Source organism: Pseudomonas sp. LLC-1 (assembly GCF_002992185.1).
Taxonomy (GTDB): Bacteria; Pseudomonadota; Gammaproteobacteria; order Pseudomonadales; family Pseudomonadaceae; genus Aquipseudomonas; species Aquipseudomonas monteilii.
Genome location: NZ_LUVY01000020.1, coordinates 183,373 through 205,539, shown reverse-complemented (window position 1 = coordinate 205,539; position 22,167 = coordinate 183,373). Strand labels below are relative to the sequence as shown.

Below are 22,167 nucleotides of genomic sequence, written 5' to 3'. Positions count from 1 at the left end.
GATAATTCTTCCTGCCTGCCACGATAAAATTTCCGGTTACCTATGCAAACCACCTGGCGCTACGACCCAACCACGCTTCGACTGTTTATCGCGACCTGCGCGGAGGGCAGCTTCGCCAAGGCAGCCGAGCGCGAATGCATGGGGGCTTCGGCTGTGAGCAAGCGCATCGCTGAATTGGAGGAGGCCGTAGGGTCTTCGTTGTTGTACCGGTTCAATAAAGGTGTTCAGCCAACGCCTGCCGGCCAGTGCCTGCTTGAGCACGCGCAGCGATTGCTCAACGAAATGCTCAAGATGAGCGCGGATTTATCCAGATTCACGAGCGGCGAAAAAGGGCATGTCAGAATCCACGCAAACCGCTCCAGTATCATTCAGTTCCTGCCCCATGACCTGAACAGTTTCCTCACCGTCCATCCCCATGTCGATGTCGAACTGGAGGAACGCACCAGTGAGCAGGTGATTGAGAACATCATGGGGAATCAGTGTGATATTGGTATCGGGGCAGGGCTGGAGTCGGCGAGCGAGGTAGGCTTGGCTATCCAGAATTATCACATTGACCACTTGGCACTTGTGGTCAGGGACGACCATCCGCTGGCAAGCCGAGCTAGCGTCGATTTTGCCGAAAGTCTCGTATACCGGCACATTGCACTGCATCGCGACAGCCCGCTGTATCAGACTTTGGACAAGGCAGCCTGTGCGGTACAGAGGCCCATCAACTACGGCGTGCACCTGCAGAGTTTTGATGCGGTGTGCCGGATGATTCAAGGTGGGCTAGGTATTGCCGTTCTCCCTGATCGAGCGATTAGCGAATCAGCCGAAGACCCACCTCTTATTACAATCCCGCTCAATGATGCCTGGGCCAAACGTCAGTTCCATGTAGTCAGCCAGCAAAGCGATAAACGCAGTGCAACCACGCAGAGCTTCCTGGATTTCGTGCGGTCGGTTGCTTAAGGGGACGCTGCAACCACTCAATAAGAGTGCTCTTGTCAATCAATGGCATCTACCTGGAGCTATGAATGGATGTACTTAATGCGATGCAGGTCTTCGTGAGTGTTGTGGAAACCGGCAGCTTTACCAACGCGGCGCATTCGCTTCACATGCACCGGCCGGCGGTGTCAAAGTCAATCCAGCTCCTTGAACAGCGGCTAGATGGGCGGCTGCTCAACAGGTCTACACGCAGGCTCAGCATGACCCCGGAGGGTGAGGCGTTTTACCACAGGTGCAAGGCCATCCTGGAGAATGTCGGGCAGGCGATGGCTTCGCTAAGTGGTCGTCCAGCGCGATTGGTCGGGAAACTGCGTGTCGACTTACCGGTGTCAGTTGGCCACCTGCTCATCATTCCGTCACTCATGGAGTTTCAGCAACGCTATCCTGGGATTGAGTTGACGCTGGGTACCAGCGATAAGCCGATCGACCTGATCAGCGAAGGCGTCGATTGCGTCGTGAGGCTTGGCGCACTGGAAGATTCCAGCCTGATTGCCAGCGGAATTGGTTATCTACCCATGGTGACCTGTGCTTCTCCAGCGTACCTCGCGCGACATGGGGTGCCCGAGCGCATTGATGATTTGAGCGAACACCTCGCGGTGAACTATTTCTCGGGCCGCAATCCTCGCACGCTGGAATGGTTGTTTGTTCAAGGCGACGAAATCCAGACCGTTCGGGTCAGGTCGGCAATCAACGTGAACGATACTCAGGGTTTTGTCGCATCGGCACTGGCGGGATTCGGCCTGATACAAGGCCCAGCGCTCAATGTTCAGGCTCATCTTGATTCCGGCGCGCTGGTGCGGGTGATGCAGCATTGTCCGGTACCCTCAAAGCGTGTCTCGATCCTGTACCCCCATCGCGAACTTATTCCGCCGGCGGTCGAGGCCTTTGTTGCCTGGCTACGGTCGCTGATGGCTGACAAGGGCTTGACCCAGCCTTGATTGGTAATTTTGGGATACCAGTCTGTAATTCGGACGCGTCTTTTTCTCCTGCGTGCAGCTCAGTAACTTTGAGCTTTGAGCATTCACAAGAGGAACAAAGACATGTCAAAGGTTATTCGATTCCACCGTCTTGGTGGCCCAGAGGTTCTTCAGATTGATGAGCTTGATGTCAGGGCTCCAGGCTCAGGTGAGGTGAAGATCAAGGTCAAGGCGCTTGGGCTCAATCGCGCGGAAGCGATGTACCGCTCCGGCCAGTACACCTTTACTCCCGACATGCCCGCGGCCCTGGGCTATGAAGCGGCAGGTACGATTGAATCGGTCGGAGAGGGCGTGACCGATTTTGCCGTCGGCGATGAAGTGAATGTGATCCCGGCATTTTCATTTGCGGACTACGGCATGTATGGCGAAGCCGTTGTCGCGCCGGCGCATGCATTGGTGAAGCAGCCAACGGGGCTGTCTTCGGTGGAGGCCGCGGCTACCTGGATGAAGTATGTCACTGCTTATGGCGCCTTGGTGGACATCGGCCAGCTACAGAAAGGTGAGGTTGTGCTGATCCGGGCTGCGTCGAGCAGTGTGGGACTGGCAGCTATTCAAATCGCCAATTCACTTGGCGCCATTCCGGTAGCGTTGACTCGCACCTCGAAGAAGCGCCAGGCGCTCGTGAACGCTGGGGCAGTGCACGTGATCGCTACGGATGAAGAGGATCTGGTCGCCGCTGTGGCTCGCATCACGGACGGGAAGGGTGCACGCATGGCATTTGACCCAGTGGGTGGCCCTGAGGTGGGTAACATCCTGCGGTCACTGTCTTTCCTCGGGATTTTCTTCCAGTACGGCGCGCTGGAGACGTCTGACATCAGCGTGCCGGTGATGGACCTACTTCGCAAAGACTTGACCATCCGGGGTTATCAGCTTTTCGAGGTTACCCAGGATGAGGCGCGGCTGAACAGGGCCAAGGCGTTCATCACCGACGGTTTGGAGAATGGCAGCTTGCGTCCGATTGTCGGCAAGGTATTCAAGTTCGACGAGATGGTAGAAGCGCACCGCTACATGGAATCAAACAGCCAGGTAGGCAAGATCGTTGTAGAACTCTAGATCGAACATGGCCCGGGCGGATGTAATTTGCACTGATGGCCGAGCGGGTAACGTTCAGTTCCACTGAGGACAGACGTGCATTTCAGAGAGGCGCCTGAGTTGTCCATCCGTTAGAGAAGGCCAGGAAGAGCCAGCTCTGGCGTGCCCTGGCCCTTTGCGCCTCTTCGTCTGCGCATTGCTTCATAACAATCCATGACACTGCGGGCAAGCCTGGCAGAGCAGACGCAAAGTGCTTCTAAACCGCCGCATTCAAGATCATACATTTGTACAAATCCATGCTCGAAAACCTGAACATTTAACAATTTTCAGTGCCGCCAAGGCGTTTTAGTCTCCTGTTCAAGCGTTGAACAATAATAACAGGAGACACGCAATGCCCATTCAGTCAGCGCATGATCCGCGCCTTAAACGATCATTGAAAACCCGACACATCAGCATGCTTGCCCTGGGCGGGGTAATCGGTGCCGGCCTGTTCGTGGGCTCCAGCGCTGTCATCGCCTCAACCGGTCCGGGTGCGTTCCTCACCTATGCCATCACCGGCATCATCGTCGCCATGGTCATGCGTATGCTCGGTGAGATGGCAGCGGCACATCCCACCAAAGGTTCTTTTGTTGACTACGCCCGAATGGCGTTCGGCCGGCCGGCGGGGTACATGACCGGCTGGCTGTACTGGTATTTCTGGGTCATTGTCGTCGGTTTTGAAGCCGTGGTTGGCGGCCAGATCATCAATGGCTGGTTCCCGGATATTCCGGTCTGGGTCATTGCGCTGGGGCTCATGATCAGCATGACCTTGCTGAACATGATGTCGGTGCACTCCTTTGGCGAGGCCGAATACTGGTTCGCCGGGGTTAAAGTGGCCGCCATCGTCGTATTCCTGCTGGTGGCGGGTGCATACGTGTTCCATCTGTGGCCCAACTCGACTGCCACGTTTGACAACCTCACCCAGCACGGCGGCTTCTTGCCCCACGGTGTTGGTGCGCTGTTCACGGGCGTCGTCGTGGTTATCTTCTCGATGACAGGTGTCGAGGTGGCGACACTCGCCGCAGCAGAATCGGAAGACCCTACTCGCAACATCCGCAAAGCAGTGAACACCGTCATGCTGCGCATCCTCGTGTTCTTTGTACTGGCCACGTTCTTCATCGTTGTCGCTCAACCATGGACCAGCCTGACCCCAGGCAAATCGCCCTTCGTGACCACACTGGAGCACATTGGCATTCCCGGTGCTGGCGAGATGCTCACTGCGGTCATTCTGGTTGCGGTGCTGTCGGTGCTCAATGCCGGCCTCTATACCTCTTCGCGCCTGCTGTTCGTCCTGGCGTCCAATGACGAGGCACCTCGCTGGATTGCTGGTGTGAACAAAAAAGGCGTGCCGGTTCGTGGCGTACTTGCCTCCACCTTGGTGGGCTATGGCTGCGTCGTCATTGCAGCACTGTGGCCGGATACGGTGTTCCAGTTCCTGATCAACTCCTCGGGCACGGTGTTCTTGTTTGTCTACCTGATGATCTGCTTGTCACAGCTCAAGCTGCGCCGCAAGTGGGTAGAAGAGGGCAGCCTGAAGTTCGCCATGTGGGCCCACCCATGGTTGCCGCTGCTGGTCACCGCCTCGATCATCGCCGTTCTGGTCAGCATGGCATTCGACCCCTCCATGCAAATGAGCCTCTTGCAGTGCGTGATTGCCATCTTCGCCATTGCTGCTTCTTACCTGGCACTGAGTCTCTCTCGCAAGCGTCAGCGAGCCGTCAAAGGCCAGCCCGTCACCACTGCCTAGTCAACAACGCCGTATCAGTACACCCCGGCCCCCGGGGCCCTCAATGGGAAGCCAACAGCATGTCAGCGAAATACGAATTGTCCCAGTTGCCCAACAAACCGCTGTGGTTCGCGCCAAGCCCGTTGCGTGAGCGACTGGACGGTGCGGTCCAAGCCGATGTCGTCATCGTCGGAGCCGGTTACACAGGGCTGTGGACGGCCTACTACCTGCTCAAGAGTGATCCTTCTCTGCGCGTAGTCCTGCTGGAGAAAAACGAAGTCGGTTTTGGCGCCTCCGGGCGCAATGGCGGTTGGGCATCGGCGATTTTCCCAATCTCGCTGCACCGCGTAGAGCAGTTGTATTCGCACAATGCGGCTCTGCATCTGCAGGCTGCAATGAACGAAACAGTCGATGAGATTGGCCGGGTTCTCGCCCTGGAAGGCGTGGACGCTGACTATGCCAAGCAAGGCTTCTTGTCGCTGGCGCGCAGCAAACCACAGATGGAGCGGGCGAGGGCAGCGGTGGAGTCTTCGGCACGCTTTGGTCTCCCCGATCAGTGGCGCGTGCTTGAGGCTGCTGAAGCCCAAACACGCATGGGTGCTCAAGAAACGCTGGGTGGCCTTTATACCGAGCATTGTGCGCTGATCCATCCCGGCAAGCTGGTCCGTGGCTTGGCGAAGCTGGTTGAAGGCCTGGGCGCGAAAATCTATGAGCAATCAGCTGTCACTCAGATGGCGCCGGGTGTGGTGCACACCGCCCATGGCTCGGTACGCGCTGAAATGACTGTGCGTGCCACTGAGGCATTCACTTCTCAGCAGCCCGGGCATTCGCGCTTCGTCATTCCGCTGTACTCGTTGGTTCTGGCCACCGAGCCACTACCTGGTGATCTGCTGGCCAAGCTCAAACTCGATCACCGCATGGCCTTCAACGACATGCGCCACCTGCGCGTTTACGGTCAGGTGACGGCGGAAGGCCGGTTGGTCTTCGGTGGTCGCGGGGCACCCTACAACTGGGGCTCGCGCATGTCTGCCGAGGACGATTTGGTCGACAACATCCACGGCAAGATCTACGACACCCTGCTCGAGTTCTTCCCGGCGCTGCGAGATGCACGCATCACTCACCGTTGGGGCGGCGCGCTAGGCGTCTCGCGCGACTGGTGCCCGACTGTGAGCATCGATCGCAGTAAGCGCATGGCCTGGGCGGGTAACTATGTCGGTGACGGCGTAGCCACCAGCAACCTGGCCGGGCGTCTGTTGCGCAACTTCATTCTGGAGCGCGACGAAGAAATCAACACGTTGCCTCTGGTCAACCACCGCTCGCCATCCTGGGAGCGCGAACCCTTGCGTTGGTTCGGTATCAACAGCGGCCTCGCCGCAGCCTCGCTGAGTGATATCGAAGAACGCTTCACCCACAAACCTTCGCGTACCGCGATGCTGCTGGAAAAGCTCACCGGCGCCCATTGATAAGGAGAAAACCCTATGCCTTCGTTCACCATCATCAAGCACGCCGACATCAAGGCCTTGCCACTTAAACCAGCCGGCCAGCGTGCAGGGGCTGACAAGGGTGACCCACAGATCGCCATCCAGACGCTTGCTCCAGATGCAGTCGGTAATCTCGGTGTGTGGGAGTGCCAACCCGGTGGTTGGCCAGTTATCGAGCGTCCCGACACCGAGTTCACTTACATCATTTCCGGCAAAGCCCTGCTCACCGACAGCAGCACTGACGAAGTCGTAGAAGTGAACGGTGGCGACCTGATCATCCTGCCGCCAGGGTGGACTGGCCGCTGGGATGTTCTCGAGACTGTACGCAAGGTCTACGCAATCTACTGAAACATGAGTACGGCGAGCAAAAAATGCACGCCACCGTAGTTACCCTTTGATGTGAGAAAGACAATGACCCAAACCATCATGAACTGGATCTGCGGCGCTCAAGCCGAGGCCACCAGCGGCCAGCAACTGCCGGTCTACAACCCGGCCACCGGCGTGGTCACAGGTCACGTGCAACTGTCGGCGCAGAAAGACGTGGATGCTGCCGTGGCATCGGCCAAGGCTGCCTTCCCGGCCTGGAGCAATCTGTCGCCGCTGCGCCGTTCGCGGGTACTGAACAAGTTTCTGGCGCTGCTGAATGAGCACAAAGACGACCTGGCGCGCATGATCACCGCCGAACACGGCAAGGTCTTCACCGACGCCCAGGGCGAAGTGATGCGTGGCATCGAGATCGTCGAATTCGCCTGCGGCGCGCCGCAGCTGCTGAAAACCGATTTCACCGATCAAGTCAGCACCAACATCGACAACTGGACCCTGCGTCAGCCGCTGGGCGTGGTCACTGGCATCACCCCGTTCAACTTCCCGGTGATGGTGCCGATGTGGATGTTCCCGGTCGCCCTGGCCACCGGCAATACCTTCGTGCTCAAGCCAAGCCCGCTGGACCCGAGCCCGAGCCTGTTCATCGCCGAACTGCTCAAGCAAGCCGGCCTGCCTGATGGCGTGTTCAACGTGGTGCAGGGCGACAAGGACGCGGTCAACGCCTTGATCGAGCACCCGGATGTACAGGCCGTGTCGTTCGTAGGTTCGACCCCGATCGCTAACCACATCTACGAAACCGGTGCTCGCCATGGCAAGCGCGTCCAGGCACTGGGCGGCGCGAAAAACCATCTGGTAGTAATGCCCGATGCCGATATCGACCAGGTGGTCGATGCCCTGATCGGTGCGGCCTACGGTTCGGCCGGTGAGCGTTGCATGGCCATCAGCGTAGCGGTATTTGTCGGTGATGGTACCGCTGAAAAAGTCATGCCCAAGCTGATCGAGCGCACCCGTGAGCTCAAAGTGCTCAACGGCACCAACCTCGAAGCCGAAATGGGCCCGATCGTTACCCGTGCGGCGCTGGAGCGTATTACCGGTTACATCGAGCAAGGTGTAAAAGAGGGCGCGACCATGTTGGTCGATGGTCGTGGCTTCAATGGCCAGACCGCAGGCGAAGGCTGTGGCGATGGTTTCTGGCTGGGCGGCACGCTGTTCGACAATGTCACGCCAGGCATGCGGATCTACAAGGAAGAGATCTTCGGCCCGGTGCTGGCGTGCATGCGCGTGAAAGACTTCGCCGAAGCGGTCGACCTGATCAACGCCCACGAATTCGGCAACGGCGTTAGCCTGTACACCCGCGACGGCCACATTGCCCGCGAGTTCGGACGCCGTATCCAGGTGGGTATGGTCGGTATCAACGTGCCGATTCCGGTGCCGATGGCCTGGCATGGCTTTGGCGGCTGGAAGAAGAGCCTGTTCGGCGACATGCATGCTTATGGCGAGGAGGGGGTGCGCTTTTACACCAAGCAGAAGAGCATCATGCAGCGCTGGCCGCAAGCCATCGCCAAAGGCGCAGAGTTCGCGATGCCGACCAGCCATTAAGGCTATCGGTTAGCTGACGGAAAAGACCCCGCCCACGCAGCGGGGTCTTTTACATTGCGCCGATTTCAATCGATCAGCTTTGTGTTCTTGCCCGCCTGAATCGCAATCCAGAAACGTGCGATGCCACTGGTAGTGGTTGGCTTCAGCCCTGTGAGTTGCTCAACCAGCTTCAAACGATAAACAAGCGTTTGGCGGTGAATATCAAGGTCGAAAGCGGTTGCTTTCCAATTACCGTCGTTCTTCAGGAAGGTAATCAATGTGGTCAGCAGCGCTGCACCCTGGGTACGGTCGTGCTCAATCAATGGGCCCAGATAGCGACCTACCAGTGCCCGTGCTTCAGGCATCGACTTGGGTGCCATGATCAACCCGGTTTCTGCCTCGCCATAGGCCAGGATTTCTTTTTCTATCTCCTGAGCCTGGGTAAGGGCGAGCCGGGATTGCCGGAAACTTTCCTTCAGGCCAGTTGCTGCGGAGATTGGCCCGCTAACGCCGATCACCGTGCCGGCACCAAGGTTGGTGCGCAATGCCTCAAATATTGATGGCTGATTTCGACTTAGCGCCATCAACAGTCCGCTCTCGACAAACAGCAATGGCGTTAGCGCGTGCAGGGCAGGGCAGTGATGAATATCTTCGATTGACCATGGGCCAGCTGGCCCTGGTAGTACCGCCAGACTTACCAATGTGCCTGTGAGCCCATGACGCTCCAGCATTGGCAACGCTAAAGCAAACTCGGTTGTACTGTCGACCAGGCTGCGGAGCAGCGATGCACCTTCTTCGCGTTGCAGGTCGCGCTGGATCATCAGTCGCTCCAGTTCGACACCCAGCAAACCGGCCAATGACCTCACCAAAATGGAGTCATCGGCCGAACGCCTGGCGCTGCTCGAGATAATGAGATTGGCGCGGGCTCGACCGCCGATCGGTATGCGTTCGATGTGATCGACATCGTCTGGGGATAGGGTTTGGGCTTCGACAATCTTGAGCCCACTGACGGCGTCTTCGATTGTCAGGCTCATACCCAAAGCATTGGCGAGAATCGATAGCCTACCAGCCATTTCTGGCTGCTTGCGCAGTGCTTCTGCGTAAGTCTGAAACAGCCGTTCACTGGCGTTAAACCGCTCCCTCTGCGCCTGCAGCACGCTTTCAATAACCTGGTGCGAAAGCTTGACGAACTCCAGTTGGAAGCTCGCGCGCAGCACCGGAAAGTGCAGCCTGTCGGCAGCGTCTAGCAGTGCTTGTGTCAAGTCTGGGGCATCTTGCCTTGGCGCGATAACCAATGCGCCAGGGTTGCTTTGTACCAGTTGCTCCAGCCATTCGACCTGTTCCTGCGAAGTCTGTGGCAGGCCCACGCCGGTAGTCATCACCAGGTCACCCGGCGACACCCAGCGCCAAGGGTCGGGTAGGTCAACCGTATGCGCCCAGGTGATAGTCCGTCCAATGCCTGCCATGCCGGCGGCAACCTGCAGTTTCAGTGGATCAATAGCAATTAGATTTTGCACCGTCAGCATAGAAGCTCTCGTGTCACGAGGATAGAACAACGCAATCTGCACAGACAGGTGAGCGTTTACCGCAGTGTGCGATAGGGAGGTGGGAGAGTAAATCCAATAGTCAATGCCTCGACTGACGCCATTCCAATCATTAGGTGGCGGTCACAATGAGGACATCACACAGACAGAGACGACGAGCTATATGGTATTTAACATAATATGCATTATGGGGTTACTAGATATTTCAAACGGCACCGTGGAGTGCCAGATGTTAAGCCAGCTCAAGCGCCTGGTTCATCCTTGCCGGCGAATTCGTTGACCCAGGTTAAGGTTGGGTACCTGTGCCTTGATTAAAATCCAGCCTACGCACCCTTACGGGGAATCTGGCATGACGATCATCGTAACCGGCGCTGCAGGCTTCATCGGCAGCAATCTCGTCCAGGCACTTAACCGGCGTAACGAAACGGAGATTATCGCCGTCGACGACCTGACCGATGGCGACAAATTCCGTAACCTGGCCGACAGTGAAATCGCTGATTACCTGGACAAGGACGATTTTCTCGATCGTTTTGCCCGTGGTCAGTTTGGCAAGGTTCGCGCCGTGCTGCACCAAGGCGCGTGTTCAAGCACTGTCGAAGCTGATGGTCGTTTCATGATGGACAACAACTACCGGTACAGCCACGAATTGCTTGTTTCTGCGCAGCGCCAGCAAACGCCGTTCTTATATGCGTCGTCGGCAGCTGTGTACGGTGCAGGACGAGATTTTCGCGAACAGCGCGAATGCGAGCGACCGCTGAACGTTTATGGCTATTCCAAATTCCTGTTCGATCAACAGGTACGCCGACAATTGACTACAGCACGCAGCCAGATCGTCGGTTTGCGTTATTTCAACGTGTACGGCCCCCAGGAACAGCATAAAGGCGCCATGGCGTCAGTGGCCCTGCACTGCTTCAACCAGTACCAGGCTCAAGGAAAAGTGACGCTGTTTGGCCGTTATGGTGATTATCCCAGCGGTGGCCACCTGCGTGATTTCGTCTCTGTGGATGATGTGGTCAAGGTCAACATGTTCTTCCTTGATCACCCGCAATCAAGCGGCATCTTCAATGTCGGCAGCGGTCGTGCCCAGCCTTTCAATGACGTAGCGTTGGCTGTAATCAATCGGCTACGTGAGCAACAAGACCACCCCCCGTTGTCACTTGAGACAGCCTTGCTCGAAGGTGTACTGGAGTACTGCGAGTTTCCGGATCATTTGCGTGGCAAATACCAGTGTTTTACCTGTGCCGACCTCGAGCGCTTACGCGCTGTCGGGTACAAGGCACAAACGTTGACAGTCCAGCAAGGCGTGGCCCGCTACTGCGACTGGTTGTTGGGTGCCCAGAGCCCGCCGCCTGCTCCATTCAAGCAAGCGGCGGAAGCTTAGCATTGCGAGAAAGTTGGATTAGACGGCGATTTCTTCTAATTTATAGGTAGGAATTGGCTGGTGATTACCGTTAACTACACTAAATAGTCATTTAGCGTAGTTATATAAAAGGGCAGATAACTGCCCTCTCTTTGCCCTTACGCCAATCCACCAAAACGCTTGTAAAAGCTTTCGTTAACATCCGGCAATGGTCCGTCTGCCGTCTCCAACGCTGCATTCAGCCATTCCTCCGCCTTGGCAAACACCAACCGGTAGAGGTTACGGCACAGCTGTCGTGCGGCCCTTCCCTCCCAGTCCCCTGGCAGTAACTCCTCTGGCAGTTGCGGGTCGCGCAACAGCAACCGGCGGTACTCGTGAATCAGCAGCGTGCGTGCCAGGAAGCAATCTTGCGCATCGAGCACCGTTTGCTCTTTCAACCCCTGCCACAGCGGCCTGAACAGCTGGATGAATTCGCTATACTGCTGCCCCAGCTCGTCGATGCGCCAGCTCTCCCGTACCTGGGCGCGCATGGCTTTTGACGCGAGTACTTCCTGTGTGTGGGTTTCAAAGACGATGCTGTCGTCGCTGGCCTCGAGTTCGCGCAACGTGGCAGCCAGGTCGGCACGGTCTGCCCGTGGGCAACCCATCAGGTTCGGCGCCATTACGCCAAACCCCTGCCACTCCAGTTCTTCACGCAAGGCCTTGCGTTTACCTGCCTCCAGTTGCGACAGCAGCACCAGCGTCCACGCCCCGTCCCAAGCGGGTTGGCTTGGGCTGTAGACGCGTTTGAAGGCTTTCTCGAAGCGCCTGCGACCCGTGCCCGTCAGGCTGTAGTAGCTGCGCCGGCCAACCTTTTCTGCCGTGAGCCAGCCTTCTTTGGTCAGGCGAAAGATCGATGTGCGAATCAGCCGTTCATTGATGCCGATTGGCTCCAGCAGGTTGATCAGGCTACCTAGCCAAACGGTACCGCCGTGGGGCTCGATGGCATCGCCGTACAAGGTGATGATCAGGGAGCTGGCGCGGATCGGCGTCTGCTCCTGGAAGCGAGTGATCAAGTTGTTCAGTGGGGCGAGATTGCTCATGGGCGAACTGTGCGCGGATAAAGCACCGACTATACCTGTGCGGCGGGCCGCCTGGCCATTGCGTGACGCAACCAGGCTCATGCCGTCGCCTGGCCTTTGGGCCTGATACCTGTGTCTTCCATACGCAGCCGCCCTGCTTCAACCTCGGCCAGTGGCGGGCATTCGACCATGGTGTTCATGCAGCGCTGCGCCAGTTGCTGGTATTGCGCGGTGCCGCGCTGCTTCCAGGCCAGCTCCTGCTCGCTCAGGCGCCGTTTCATCTGGGCTGGCGAGCCCATTACAAGGTTTTGAGCCTCGCACTCGAAGCCGGCTTTGACGAAGCTGGCAGCCGCTACGATGCAGCGTGGTGCGATATGGGCACCATCCATCACCACCGCATTCATCCCGATCAAGGCATCCTCGCCCACTCTGCACCCGTGCAACACGGCGCCATGTCCGATATGCCCGTTGCGTTCAACCACGGTATCGCCGCCCGGAAAGCCATGCATTACGCAGGTGTCCTGCAGGTTGGCGCCCTCTTCCAGCACGATACGGCCGAAATCACCCCGCAGCGATGCCAATGGGCCTATGTAGCAACCAGGGCCAACGATGACATCGCCGATCAGCACTGCGCTGGGGTGTACGTAGGCTGATGGATGCACCACGGGCGTCAGGCCGTCCAGTCGATAACAAGGCATGGCAATACTCCTGAAATGATTTGAGATACCGTTACAGCTTGTATCACATTCAGCTTACCCGTCAATCGTGTATCGCTTCTCTCATGAGTGGCGAATCGTGAAAAATTTAGGCAATAACGATGATTAATAGCCAGATGAAGCGTTTAAGCGAAGGGTCATCGATGCCTGTTTCTGAAGTTTCGATACGAACAAAGAGATACATAAAACAATTTTTAGCATTGCATAATGGTATCGCATGATGCATATACTGGCTGCACTTGGTCGTGATCCAGCATCACGCCTTGCAAAAAAACAATTCCAAGAAATGCCGGCGCCACGATGTGCCGTGCGTGTAGCCAGAGGAACCCGACATGCCGCGATATCTCGATGTGCAGGCGCCCGAACGTGGCGTTCAGCTCATCACCTTGCAACGGCCTGAGGCCCTGAATGCCCTGTGCACCGAGCTACTGGCAGAGCTGGCTGCTGCCTTGCAGCTTGCCGGGGGCGACGAGCAGATACGCGCCGTAGTGATTACCGGTAGCCCCAAGGCATTTGCCGCAGGTGCCGACATCCGTGAGATGGCCGAGCGCGATCTGGTCGGCATTCTCAACGACCCTCGTGTAGCCCATTGGCAAACGATCGCCGCATTCGCCAAGCCGCTGATTGCCGCCGTGAACGGGTATGCACTGGGTGGCGGTTGCGAGTTGGTGATGTGTGCCGACATCGTCATTGCCGGTACTGACGCCCGTTTCGGTCAGCCGGAAATCAACCTCGGCATCATCCCCGGCGCTGGCGGCACCCAGCGGCTGTTGCGCGCTGTCGGCAAGCCGTTGGCCATGCAGATGGTGTTGACAGGTGAAGCGATCACCGCCCGCCACGCCCTGCAAGCCGGCCTGGTCAGCGAAACCACTCAACCGGAATTCACCGTGGAACGCGCCCTGCAGGTTGCCCGCAGCATTGCCACCAAGGCGCCCCTGGCTGTGCGCCTGGGCAAGGAGGCGTTACTGAAAGCCGGCGACACCGACCTGGCCAGCGGCCTGCGTTTCGAACGGCATGCGTTCACCCTGCTTGCCGGTACCGCCGACCGCGATGAAGGTATCCGGGCATTCCAGGAAAAGCGCCAGGCCCGTTTCCAGGGCCGCTGACCATTTTTCCCTCGACTGACGGAGCGAGTCTGTCATGACTTTCCAGCACATCCTGTTTTCCATCGAGGACGGCGTCGCCCTCCTCTCGCTTAACCGCCCCGAGCAACTGAACAGCTTCAACACCGCCATGCACCTGGAAGTGCGCGAGGCACTCAAGCAAGTACGCCAGAGCAGTGATGCGCGAGTACTGCTGCTGACAGGCGAAGGCCGTGGCTTCTGCGCCGGCCAGGACCTGTCCGACCGCAACGTTGCCCCAGGTGCCGAAATGCCAGACCTGGGCGAGTCCATCGACAAGTTTTACAACCCGCTGGTGCGCACGTTGCGCGACCTGCCGCTGCCGGTGATCTGTGCGGTCAACGGCGTGGCCGCTGGCGCCGGTGCCAACATACCGCTGGCCTGCGATCTGGTACTGGCTGCCCGCTCTGCAAGCTTCATTCAGGCGTTCTGCAAGATCGGCCTGGTGCCGGACTCTGGTGGTACCTGGCTGCTGCCGCGCCTGGTCGGCATGGCACGGGCCAAGGCCCTGGCCATGCTGGGCGAACGCCTTGGCGCCGAGCAGGCCCAGCAGTGGGGGCTGATCCATCGCGTAGTGGACGATGCCGCACTGCGTGATGAGGCCCTCACCCTCGCCCGCCAGCTTGCCACCCAGCCCACTTACGGTCTGGCCCTGATCAAGCGCGGCCTTAATGCCAGCTTCGACAATGGCTTCGATGAACAGCTGGAGCTGGAACGCGATCTGCAGCGTCTGGCCGGGCGCAGCGAAGACTACCGCGAAGGTGTGGGCGCCTTCATGAACAAGCGCACGCCAGATTTCAAGGGGTGCTGAACATGAGTGCACTCGCAAGCGATGTGCAGGTGGCGGTGATCGGTGCGGGTGCCATGGGGGCCGGCATCGCCCAGGTCGCGGCCCAGGCCGGACACCCGGTGAAACTGTACGACAACCGCCCAGGCGCTGCTGCCCAGGCTGTGGCCGGTATTGATCGGCAACTCACCCGGCTGGTGGAAAAAGGCAAGTTGCAGGCAGCCGAACACGAAATGATCCGCCTGCGGCTATGCCCGGTCGACACCCTTGAAGCATTGGCTGATGCCGGCTTGGTGATCGAAGCCATCGTCGAGAACCTGCAGGTCAAGCAGACGCTATTGCGTCAGCTCGAAGCCCTGTGCGCCGACGATTGCATACTCGCCAGCAACACCTCGTCGTTGTCCATCACCAGCCTGGCCGCCGGCCTTGCACGCCCGCAACAGGTAGTTGGCATGCACTTCTTCAACCCGGCGCCGCTGATGGCGTTAGTCGAAGTGGTGTCGGGCCTGGCAACCGAACCGGCAGTGGCCTCTTGCATCTACGATACCGCCCAGGCCTGGGGTAAACAGCCAGTGCACACGCGCTCGACACCGGGTTTTATCGTCAACCGTGTGGCGCGGCCTTTCTATGCCGAAAGCCTGCGCCTGTTGCAGGAAGGTGCAGCCGACTGCGCCAGCCTCGATGCACTGTTGCGCGATGCGGGTGGTTTCCGCATGGGGGCGTTCGAACTCACCGACCTGATAGGGCACGACGTCAACTACGCCGTCACCTGCTCGGTGTTCGATGCGTTCTATGGAGATTTCCGCTTCCAGCCTTCGCTGGTGCAAAAAGAGCTGGTGGATGCCGGACGCCTTGGCCGCAAGACTGGCCAAGGCTTTTATAGCTATGCCGAAGGCGCCGAACGGCCAGCACCTGCTGAACTGTGCAGCCTCACCAGCGCCGAAGCCTGCGTCATCGAGGGAAACTTGGGTGTAATGCAGCCACTGGTAGAGCGCCTGAGCCTCAATGGCATCGCCGTCACCCGGCGTGCAGGTAGCGGTGTGATCCGGGTCGGCGATGCCACCCTGGCACTGTCCGATGGCCGCCTCGCCAGCCAGCGCGCCCGTGAAGATGGCCTGCGCAACCTGGTGCTGCTCGACCTCGCACTGGACTACAGCACTGCCACGCGAATAGCCATCAGCTGGTCGGCGGACATCACCGAAAGCGCACGCGACCACGCCGTGGCCCTGCTGCAGCGCGCCGGGCTCAAGGTCACGGCGGTCGCCGACCTGCCTGGCCTGGTGGTGCTGCGCACCGTGGCAATGCTTGCAAACGAAGCCGCCGATGCCGTGCTGCAAGGTGTCGGCAGCGCCGCCGACATCGACCTCGCCATGCGCGCCGGCGTCAATTACCCCTGCGGCCCGCTGGCTTGGGCCGGGAATATAGGTATTGCCCACACCCTGCACGTGCTCGACAACCTGCAGCGCAGCTACGGCGAGAGCCGTTACCGCCCTTCCCTGTTGTTACGCCGCTGCGAAGCCAAAGGAGGCACCCTGCATGACTGAAGTGGAACTGGCACACGCCTGTGCCGACGCCATGTACGCCCGCGACCAAGCCACCCAGAGCCTGGGCATCACCCTGCTGGATGCCGGCCCAGGCAGCGCCAGCCTGCGCATGCCGGTTCGTGCCGACATGATCCAGGGTCATGGCACCTGCCATGGCGGCTTCCTGTTCGCGCTGGCCGACTCGGCATTTGCCTTCGCCTGTAACAGCTACGATGAGGCCACCGTGGCGCTGGGCTGCAGCATCGACTACCTGGCTCCGGCGTTGCGCGATGACGTGCTCACCGCCCGCGCCAGCGAGGTCAGCCGCAAGGGCCGTACCGGCCTGTACGACGTGCGCATCGATAACCAGCGCGGTGAGCTGGTGGCGATGTTCCATGGCAAATCCTACAAAGTGCGCGGCACCGTGCTGGCGCAGGAGACGCAAGATGAATGAACACACTCTGCCCGATGCCTTGATCATCGACGCCGTGCGCACCCCTATTGGCCGCTACGCCGGCGCCTTGAGCGGCGTGCGGGCCGATGACCTCGCCGCAATCCCGCTCAAGGCGTTAATTCAGCGTCACCCCGAACTGGACTGGAAAGCCGTCGATGACGTCATGCTCGGGTGCGCCAACCAGGCCGGTGAAGACAACCGCAACGTGGCGCACATGGCCAGCCTGTTGGCCGGGCTGCCACTCGAAGTGCCTGGGACCACCATCAACCGCCTGTGCGGTTCCGGCCTGGATGCCATCGGCAATGCAGCCCGCGCCCTGCGCTGTGGTGAAGCTGGGCTGATGCTGGCGGGTGGCGTGGAATCAATGTCCCGTGCGCCATTTGTGATGGGCAAGTCAGATCAGGCATTCGGTCGTGCCGCCGAGCTGTTCGACACCACCATCGGCTGGCGTTTCGTCAACCCGCTCATGAAAGCTGCCTACGGTACCGATTCGATGCCGGAAACGGCCGAGAATGTGGCGGAACAGTTCGGTATTTCGCGCACCGACCAGGATGCTTTCGCCCTGCGTAGCCAGCACAAGGCAGCGCAAGCTCAGGCCCGCGGCCGCCTGGCCCGGGAAATCGTGCCGGTCGAAATCCCGCAGCGCAAAGGCCCGCCCAAAGTGATCGAGCACGACGAGCACCCACGTGGCGATACCACGCTTGAGCAACTGGCCCGGCTCGGGACGCCTTTCCGTGAAGGTGGCAGCGTAACAGCGGGCAACGCCTCCGGGGTCAACGACGGCGCCTGCGCCCTGCTGCTGGCCAGTAGCGCGGCTGCCCGCCAACACGGCCTCAAGGCGCGCGGCCGTATCGTCGGCATGGCCGTGGCCGGGGTCGAGCCCCGGCTGATGGGTATCGGTCCGGTACCGGCAACCCGCAAGGTGCTGGAATTGACGGGTTTGTCGCTGGCCGACCTCGACGTCATCGAGCTTAACGAGGCCTTTGCGGCCCAGGGCCTGGCGGTGTTGCGCGAACTGGGCCTGGCCGATGATGACCCGAGGGTGAACCGCAACGGCGGTGCCATTGCCCTGGGTCACCCACTGGGCATGAGCGGTGCACGCCTGGTGACCACTGCCTTGCATGAGCTGGAAGAAACCGCCGGCCGCTACGCCCTGTGCACCATGTGCATCGGCGTTGGCCAGGGCATTGCGATGGTCATCGAGCGCCTCTGAGCGGATCAGACCATCTGCCTGTTACCCAACCGAACGCAGCCGTATATGCTGCGCTCATGACACTCACCGCACGGCCTGCAACCGGTGCCGCGCGGCGTACAAGAACAATTCGAGTGAAGCCATGAACATGTACCATGATGCCGATCGTGCCCTGCTGGACCCGATGGAAACCGCCAGCGTCGATGCCCTGCGTCAGCACCAGCTGGAGCGGCTGCGCTGGAGCCTGAAGCACGCCTACGACAATGTGCCGCTGTACCGCAAGCGCTTTGCCGAGTGCGGCGCCCACCCCGACGACCTCAAAAGCCTTGAAGACCTGGCGAAGTTCCCCTTCACCGGCAAGAACGACCTGCGTGACAACTACCCCTACGGGATGTTCGCCGTGCCTCAGGAAGAGGTGGTGCGCCTGCACGCCTCAAGCGGCACTACAGGCAAGCCGACGGTGGTTGGCTATACGCAGAATGACATCGACACCTGGGCTAATGTCGTCGCCCGCTCGATCCGCGCGGCCGGAGGGCGTAAAGGTGACAAGGTGCACGTTTCCTACGGCTATGGGCTTTTCACGGGCGGCCTTGGCGCGCATTACGGCGCCGAGCGCCTGGGCTGCACGGTAATCCCGATGTCTGGCGGCCAGACCGAGAAGCAGGTGCAGCTGATTCGTGACTTCCAGCCTGACATCATCATGGTCACCCCCTCCTACATGCTCAACCTGGCTGACGAGATCGAGCGCCAGGGCATCGACCCGCACGACCTCAAGCTGCGGCTGGGCATTTTCGGTGCTGAACCCTGGACCGACGAGCTGCGCCGCTCCATCGAAGGGCGGCTGGGCATCAATGCCCTCGACATCTATGGCCTGTCGGAAATCATGGGCCCTGGGGTGGCGATGGAATGCATCGAAACCAAGGACGGCCCAACCATCTGGGAGGACCACTTCTACCCCGAGATCATCGACCCGGTCACCGGCGCAGTGCTGCCAGACGGCCAGCTCGGCGAGCTGGTGTTCACCTCGCTGAGCAAAGAGGCGTTGCCGATGGTGCGCTACCGCACCCGCGACCTCACACGGCTGCTACCGGGCACCGCTCGCCCTATGCGGCGGATCGGCAAGATTACCGGTCGCAGCGACGACATGCTGATCATTCGGGGGGTCAACGTGTTCCCGACCCAAATCGAGGAGCAGGTGCTTAAAATAAAACAACTCTCAGAGCTTTATGAGATACATCTGTATCGTAATGGAAACCTGGACAGTGTCGAGGTGCACGTGGAGTTGCGCGGGGAGTGCCAGCACCTTGATGACGGCCAGCGCAAGCAGGTGATCGGTGAGCTGAGCAAGCAGATCAAGACCTACATTGGCATCAGCACCCAGGTGCACCTGCAGCCTTGCGGCACGCTCAAGCGCTCCGAGGGCAAGGCCTGCCACGTGTTTGATAAACGGTTGGCCAGCTGATTCATTCGGCTGCCTTTTCGGCCCCGGCTCAGTCCGGGGCTTTTTTTTGCGTGTTGCAAGCCCTTACAGGGGCTGCGAGATCCCTTCGGGGGACGGTTTTGCCCGCGACGGGGCCTGAAAGCGATACACAAATCTTATTTGATACACACAAAACAGTTTGACGTTATGTTTTGTATCGCTTACAAATGACTCATGCCTTAGCAGGAGTCGCAGCACATGTACGCACAGCTAGTGGAAACCGGAGTCAAGCGCGTCAAGTCGCTGGAAGAGATGTCGCCCGAAGAGCGCAACTTCCAGGAAAAGATCGACGCTGAAATCAAGATCGAAGCCAAGAACTGGATGCCCGAGGCCTACCGCCAGACCTTGATCCGGCAGATCTCCCAGCACGCCCATTCGGAAATCGTCGGCATGTTGCCCGAAGGCAACTGGGTCACCCGCGCCCCCAGCCTCAAGCGCAAGCTGCAACTGATGGCCAAGATCCAGGACGAAGCCGGCCACGGCCTCTACCTGTACAGCGCCATGGAAACCCTGGGCGCCGACCGCGATGAAGAAATCGCCAAGCTGCACAGCGGCAAGGCCAAGTATTCGAGCATCTTCAACTACCCCACGCTCAGCTGGGCCGACATGGGCGCAGTGGGCTGGCTGGTGGATGGCGCCGCCATCGTCAACCAGGTGGTCTTGCAGCGCACCTCCTACGGCCCCTACTCCCGCGCGATGATCCGTATCTGCAAGGAAGAAAGCTTCCACCAGCGCCAGGGCTACGAAATTCTCCTGACCATGATGCGCCACGGTACCCAGGCCCAGCGCGACATGGTGCAGGACGCCATCAACCGCCTGTGGTGGCCCTCGCTGATGATGTTCGGCCCAAGCGACGAACATTCCCCGAACAGCGCCCAGTCCATGGCCTGGAAGATCAAGCGCCAGACCAATGATGAGCTGCGCCAGCGCTTCATCGACCAGACCGTGCCGCAGCTCGAACTGCTCGGCTGCACTGCCCCCGACCCTGAGCTGAAGTGGAACGCCGAACGCGGTCACTACGACTTTGGCGAAATCCAGTGGGACGAGTTCTACGAAGTGATCAAGGGCAATGGCCCGTGCAACCAGGAACGTGTCGCCACCCGGCGCAAGGCCATCGAGGACGGTGCCTGGGTACGCGAGGCCGCCGTGGCCTACGCGCGCAAGCAACAGAACAAGAACGCCGCCTGAGCGGCGATTGATGCGGAGATCGAAAATGTCTGTCTGGACCCTCTACGAAGTGTTCGTGCGCAGCAAGCACGGCCTTAACCACAAGCACGTCGGCAGTGTGCACGCCGCCGATGCCGCCATGGCCATCGAGAACGCCCGCGAGCTGTACACCCGTCGCAGCGAAGGCGTCAGCCTGTGGGTGGTGCCCTCGGCGCTGATCACCGCGTCGTCCCCCGACGAGAAAGACCCGCTGTTCGCCCCTTCGGACGACAAGGTCTACCGCCATGCCAGCTTCTACGAACTGCCCGACGAAGTCGGACACATGTGAGGTTGGCCATGCACAACGAAGCCCTTATCCCCTACCTGCTACTGCTTGGCGACAGTGCCCTGGTACAAGGCCAGCGCCTTTGCGAGTGGTGTGGCCACGCCCCGGCCATCGAAGAAGAACTGGCCCTGATGAACGTCGGCCTCGACCTGGTCGGCCAGGCGCGCAACTGGCTGGAGTATGCCGCCGAGCTGCTGGATGACGGCCGCGACGCCGATGCCCTGGCCTTCCGCCGTGACGAGCGAGCCTACCGCAACCTGCTGCTGGTCGAGCAACCTAACGGCGACTACGCCGTGACCATGACCAAGCAGTTCCTCTACGACGCCTGGCACTTCGCCCTGCTGCAGGGGTTGGCTGGCTCCAGCGATGAACGTATCGCCGGTATCGCCGCCAAGGCCTTGAAGGAAGTCACCTACCACCTGCGCCGCTCCAGTGAGTGGGTACAGCGTTTGGGTGGCGGCACGGAGGAAAGCCGCCAGCGCATGCTTGCCGCCATTGCGGCACTGTGGCGTTTCACGGTCGAGCTGACGGCCGGCAGCGACAATGAAGTGCAGCTGGCCAAAGCGGGTATCGCTGCCGACCCCGGTGCCGTGGGTGCTGCCTGGCTCAAGCAGGTGAGCGAAACCTTCGCCTCGGTCGACCTGCCGCTGCCAAAGGCTGCCAGCCACTTCTACCTGGACGGTCGCAAAGGCTTGCACACCGAGCACCTGGGCCTGCTGCTGGCCGAAATGCAGTTCCTGCCAAGGGCCTACCCCGATGCAACCTGGTGAGCTGATTGCCGGCGACCGGGGTGCGCGGGCGCAGCACGGTGACGACCTGGCCCGGGCATGGGCGGTGCTTGGCCAGGTCATGGACCCGGAAGTGCCTGTGGTCAGCGTGGTCGACCTGGGGATCGTTCGCGACCTCGACTGGCGCGCCGGCCACCTGCACCTGGTGGTTACCCCGACCTACTCCGGTTGCCCGGCCACCGAGGTGATCGAAGATGATATCCGCCAGGCGCTGGAACAGGCGGGTTTTGCCGCGCCAGACCTTGAGCGCCGGCTGACCCCGGCGTGGAGCACTGACTGGATCAGCGAACTGGGCCGCGAGCGCCTGCGGGCTTACGGCATTGCGCCCCCCCAAGGCAGCGCCAGCAAGCGAAGCCTGCTGGGCGAAGTGCCCCAAGTGTGCTGCCCACAATGCGGCAGCGCCCATACCGAATTGCTCAGCCAGTTCGGCTCCACCGCGTGCAAGGCCCTGTACCGCTGCCGCGAGTGCCTGGAGCCGTTCGACTATTTCAAATGCATTTGAGCCGTG

At 59.9% G+C, this 22,167-nt stretch carries 21 protein-coding genes; 18 read left to right on the top strand and 3 right to left on the bottom strand.

Annotation, left to right across the window (positions count from 1 at the left end; translation table 11 throughout):
* Positions 1–42 precede the first annotated feature (42 nt).
* The 7 genes from A0O30_RS23155 to A0O30_RS23125 all read left to right on the top strand — a co-directional run bounded on the left by A0O30_RS23155 (position 43) and on the right by A0O30_RS23125 (position 8,162).
* A complete protein-coding gene (locus tag A0O30_RS23155; protein ID WP_105948189.1) occupies positions 43–948 on the top strand; it encodes a LysR substrate-binding domain-containing protein in 906 nt (301 codons plus the stop codon).
* A gap of 65 nt (positions 949–1,013) precedes the next feature.
* Positions 1,014–1,922 carry a LysR family transcriptional regulator gene (locus A0O30_RS23150; RefSeq protein ID WP_105948188.1) on the top strand — a complete coding sequence of 303 codons (909 nt, stop codon included), beginning with the start codon at positions 1,014–1,016 and terminating at the stop codon, positions 1,920–1,922.
* A gap of 102 nt (positions 1,923–2,024) precedes the next feature.
* The gene (locus A0O30_RS23145) at positions 2,025–3,014 is read left to right on the top strand and encodes a zinc-dependent alcohol dehydrogenase family protein (RefSeq protein ID WP_105948187.1); all 990 of its coding nucleotides are present in this window, start codon (positions 2,025–2,027) and stop codon (positions 3,012–3,014) included.
* 370 nt (positions 3,015–3,384) lie between these two features.
* Positions 3,385–4,779, top strand: coding sequence for an amino acid permease (locus A0O30_RS23140; protein ID WP_105948186.1), 1,395 nt, complete (start codon positions 3,385–3,387; stop codon positions 4,777–4,779).
* 59 nt (positions 4,780–4,838) lie between these two features.
* Positions 4,839–6,221, top strand: coding sequence for an FAD-binding oxidoreductase (locus A0O30_RS23135; RefSeq protein WP_105948185.1), 1,383 nt, complete (start codon positions 4,839–4,841; stop codon positions 6,219–6,221).
* Positions 6,222–6,236: 15 nt separating this feature from the next.
* Positions 6,237–6,587: a cupin domain-containing protein gene (locus tag A0O30_RS23130; RefSeq protein ID WP_105948184.1), complete on the top strand. Its 351-nt coding sequence runs from the start codon at positions 6,237–6,239 to the stop codon at positions 6,585–6,587.
* A gap of 63 nt (positions 6,588–6,650) precedes the next feature.
* Positions 6,651–8,162 carry a CoA-acylating methylmalonate-semialdehyde dehydrogenase gene (locus tag A0O30_RS23125; protein WP_105948183.1) on the top strand — a complete coding sequence of 504 codons (1,512 nt, stop codon included), beginning with the start codon at positions 6,651–6,653 and terminating at the stop codon, positions 8,160–8,162.
* A 65-nt stretch (positions 8,163–8,227) separates the two neighbouring features.
* Here the strand turns inward: A0O30_RS23125 and A0O30_RS23120 are convergent, their stop codons facing one another.
* Positions 8,228–9,667 (bottom strand): PucR family transcriptional regulator, encoded by a 1,440-nt coding sequence (locus A0O30_RS23120; RefSeq protein WP_105948182.1) that lies wholly within the window; start codon positions 9,665–9,667, stop codon positions 8,228–8,230.
* Between the two features lie 367 nt (positions 9,668–10,034).
* Between A0O30_RS23120 and rfaD the strand changes: the two genes are divergently transcribed.
* Positions 10,035–11,066 carry an ADP-glyceromanno-heptose 6-epimerase gene (rfaD, locus tag A0O30_RS23115; RefSeq protein ID WP_105948181.1) on the top strand — a complete coding sequence of 344 codons (1,032 nt, stop codon included), beginning with the start codon at positions 10,035–10,037 and terminating at the stop codon, positions 11,064–11,066.
* Between the two features lie 137 nt (positions 11,067–11,203).
* Here rfaD and paaX read toward each other — a convergent pair whose 3' ends face one another.
* Both paaX and paaY read right to left on the bottom strand, forming a co-directional pair.
* On the bottom strand, positions 11,204–12,127 hold the full coding sequence (gene paaX / locus A0O30_RS23110; protein ID WP_177410304.1) for a phenylacetic acid degradation operon negative regulatory protein PaaX: 924 nt from the start codon (positions 12,125–12,127) through the stop codon (positions 11,204–11,206).
* A 77-nt stretch (positions 12,128–12,204) separates the two neighbouring features.
* Positions 12,205–12,804: a phenylacetic acid degradation protein PaaY gene (paaY, locus tag A0O30_RS23105; protein ID WP_105948179.1), complete on the bottom strand. Its 600-nt coding sequence runs from the start codon at positions 12,802–12,804 to the stop codon at positions 12,205–12,207.
* A gap of 350 nt (positions 12,805–13,154) precedes the next feature.
* Here paaY and paaF point away from each other — a divergent pair, with 350 nt between their 5' ends.
* The 10 genes from paaF (at position 13,155) to paaD (ending at position 22,161) form a co-directional block, all read left to right on the top strand.
* A complete protein-coding gene (gene paaF / locus A0O30_RS23100; RefSeq protein WP_105948178.1) occupies positions 13,155–13,928 on the top strand; it encodes a 2,3-dehydroadipyl-CoA hydratase PaaF in 774 nt (257 codons plus the stop codon).
* Between the two features lie 34 nt (positions 13,929–13,962).
* Positions 13,963–14,754, top strand: a complete 792-nt coding sequence (paaG, locus tag A0O30_RS23095) for a 2-(1,2-epoxy-1,2-dihydrophenyl)acetyl-CoA isomerase PaaG (protein ID WP_105948177.1) — start codon at positions 13,963–13,965, stop codon at positions 14,752–14,754.
* Positions 14,755–14,756: 2 nt separating this feature from the next.
* On the top strand, positions 14,757–16,274 hold the full coding sequence (paaH, locus tag A0O30_RS23090; protein ID WP_105948176.1) for a 3-hydroxyacyl-CoA dehydrogenase PaaH: 1,518 nt from the start codon (positions 14,757–14,759) through the stop codon (positions 16,272–16,274).
* Entirely contained in the window at positions 16,267–16,707 is a 441-nt protein-coding gene (gene paaI / locus A0O30_RS23085) for a hydroxyphenylacetyl-CoA thioesterase PaaI (protein ID WP_105948175.1), read from the top strand. Before paaH ends, paaI begins: the two co-directional genes overlap by 8 nt.
* Entirely contained in the window at positions 16,700–17,920 is a 1,221-nt protein-coding gene (gene pcaF, locus A0O30_RS23080) for a 3-oxoadipyl-CoA thiolase (RefSeq protein ID WP_105948174.1), read from the top strand. The genes paaI and pcaF overlap by 8 nt, the downstream gene beginning before the upstream one ends.
* 121 nt (positions 17,921–18,041) lie before the next feature.
* Positions 18,042–19,361 (top strand): phenylacetate--CoA ligase PaaK, encoded by a 1,320-nt coding sequence (paaK, locus tag A0O30_RS23075; protein WP_104834707.1) that lies wholly within the window; start codon positions 18,042–18,044, stop codon positions 19,359–19,361.
* A gap of 216 nt (positions 19,362–19,577) precedes the next feature.
* Entirely contained in the window at positions 19,578–20,567 is a 990-nt protein-coding gene (gene paaA, locus A0O30_RS23070; protein ID WP_025754119.1) for a 1,2-phenylacetyl-CoA epoxidase subunit PaaA, read from the top strand.
* A 25-nt stretch (positions 20,568–20,592) separates the two neighbouring features.
* Positions 20,593–20,874 carry a 1,2-phenylacetyl-CoA epoxidase subunit PaaB gene (paaB, locus tag A0O30_RS23065; RefSeq protein ID WP_004374528.1) on the top strand — a complete coding sequence of 94 codons (282 nt, stop codon included), beginning with the start codon at positions 20,593–20,595 and terminating at the stop codon, positions 20,872–20,874.
* Between the two features lie 8 nt (positions 20,875–20,882).
* Positions 20,883–21,641, top strand: a complete 759-nt coding sequence (gene paaC, locus A0O30_RS23060) for a 1,2-phenylacetyl-CoA epoxidase subunit PaaC (RefSeq protein WP_105948173.1) — start codon at positions 20,883–20,885, stop codon at positions 21,639–21,641.
* A complete protein-coding gene (paaD, locus tag A0O30_RS23055) occupies positions 21,628–22,161 on the top strand; it encodes a 1,2-phenylacetyl-CoA epoxidase subunit PaaD (protein WP_105948172.1) in 534 nt (177 codons plus the stop codon). The genes paaC and paaD overlap by 14 nt, the downstream gene beginning before the upstream one ends.
* Positions 22,162–22,167: the final 6 nt, after the last annotated feature.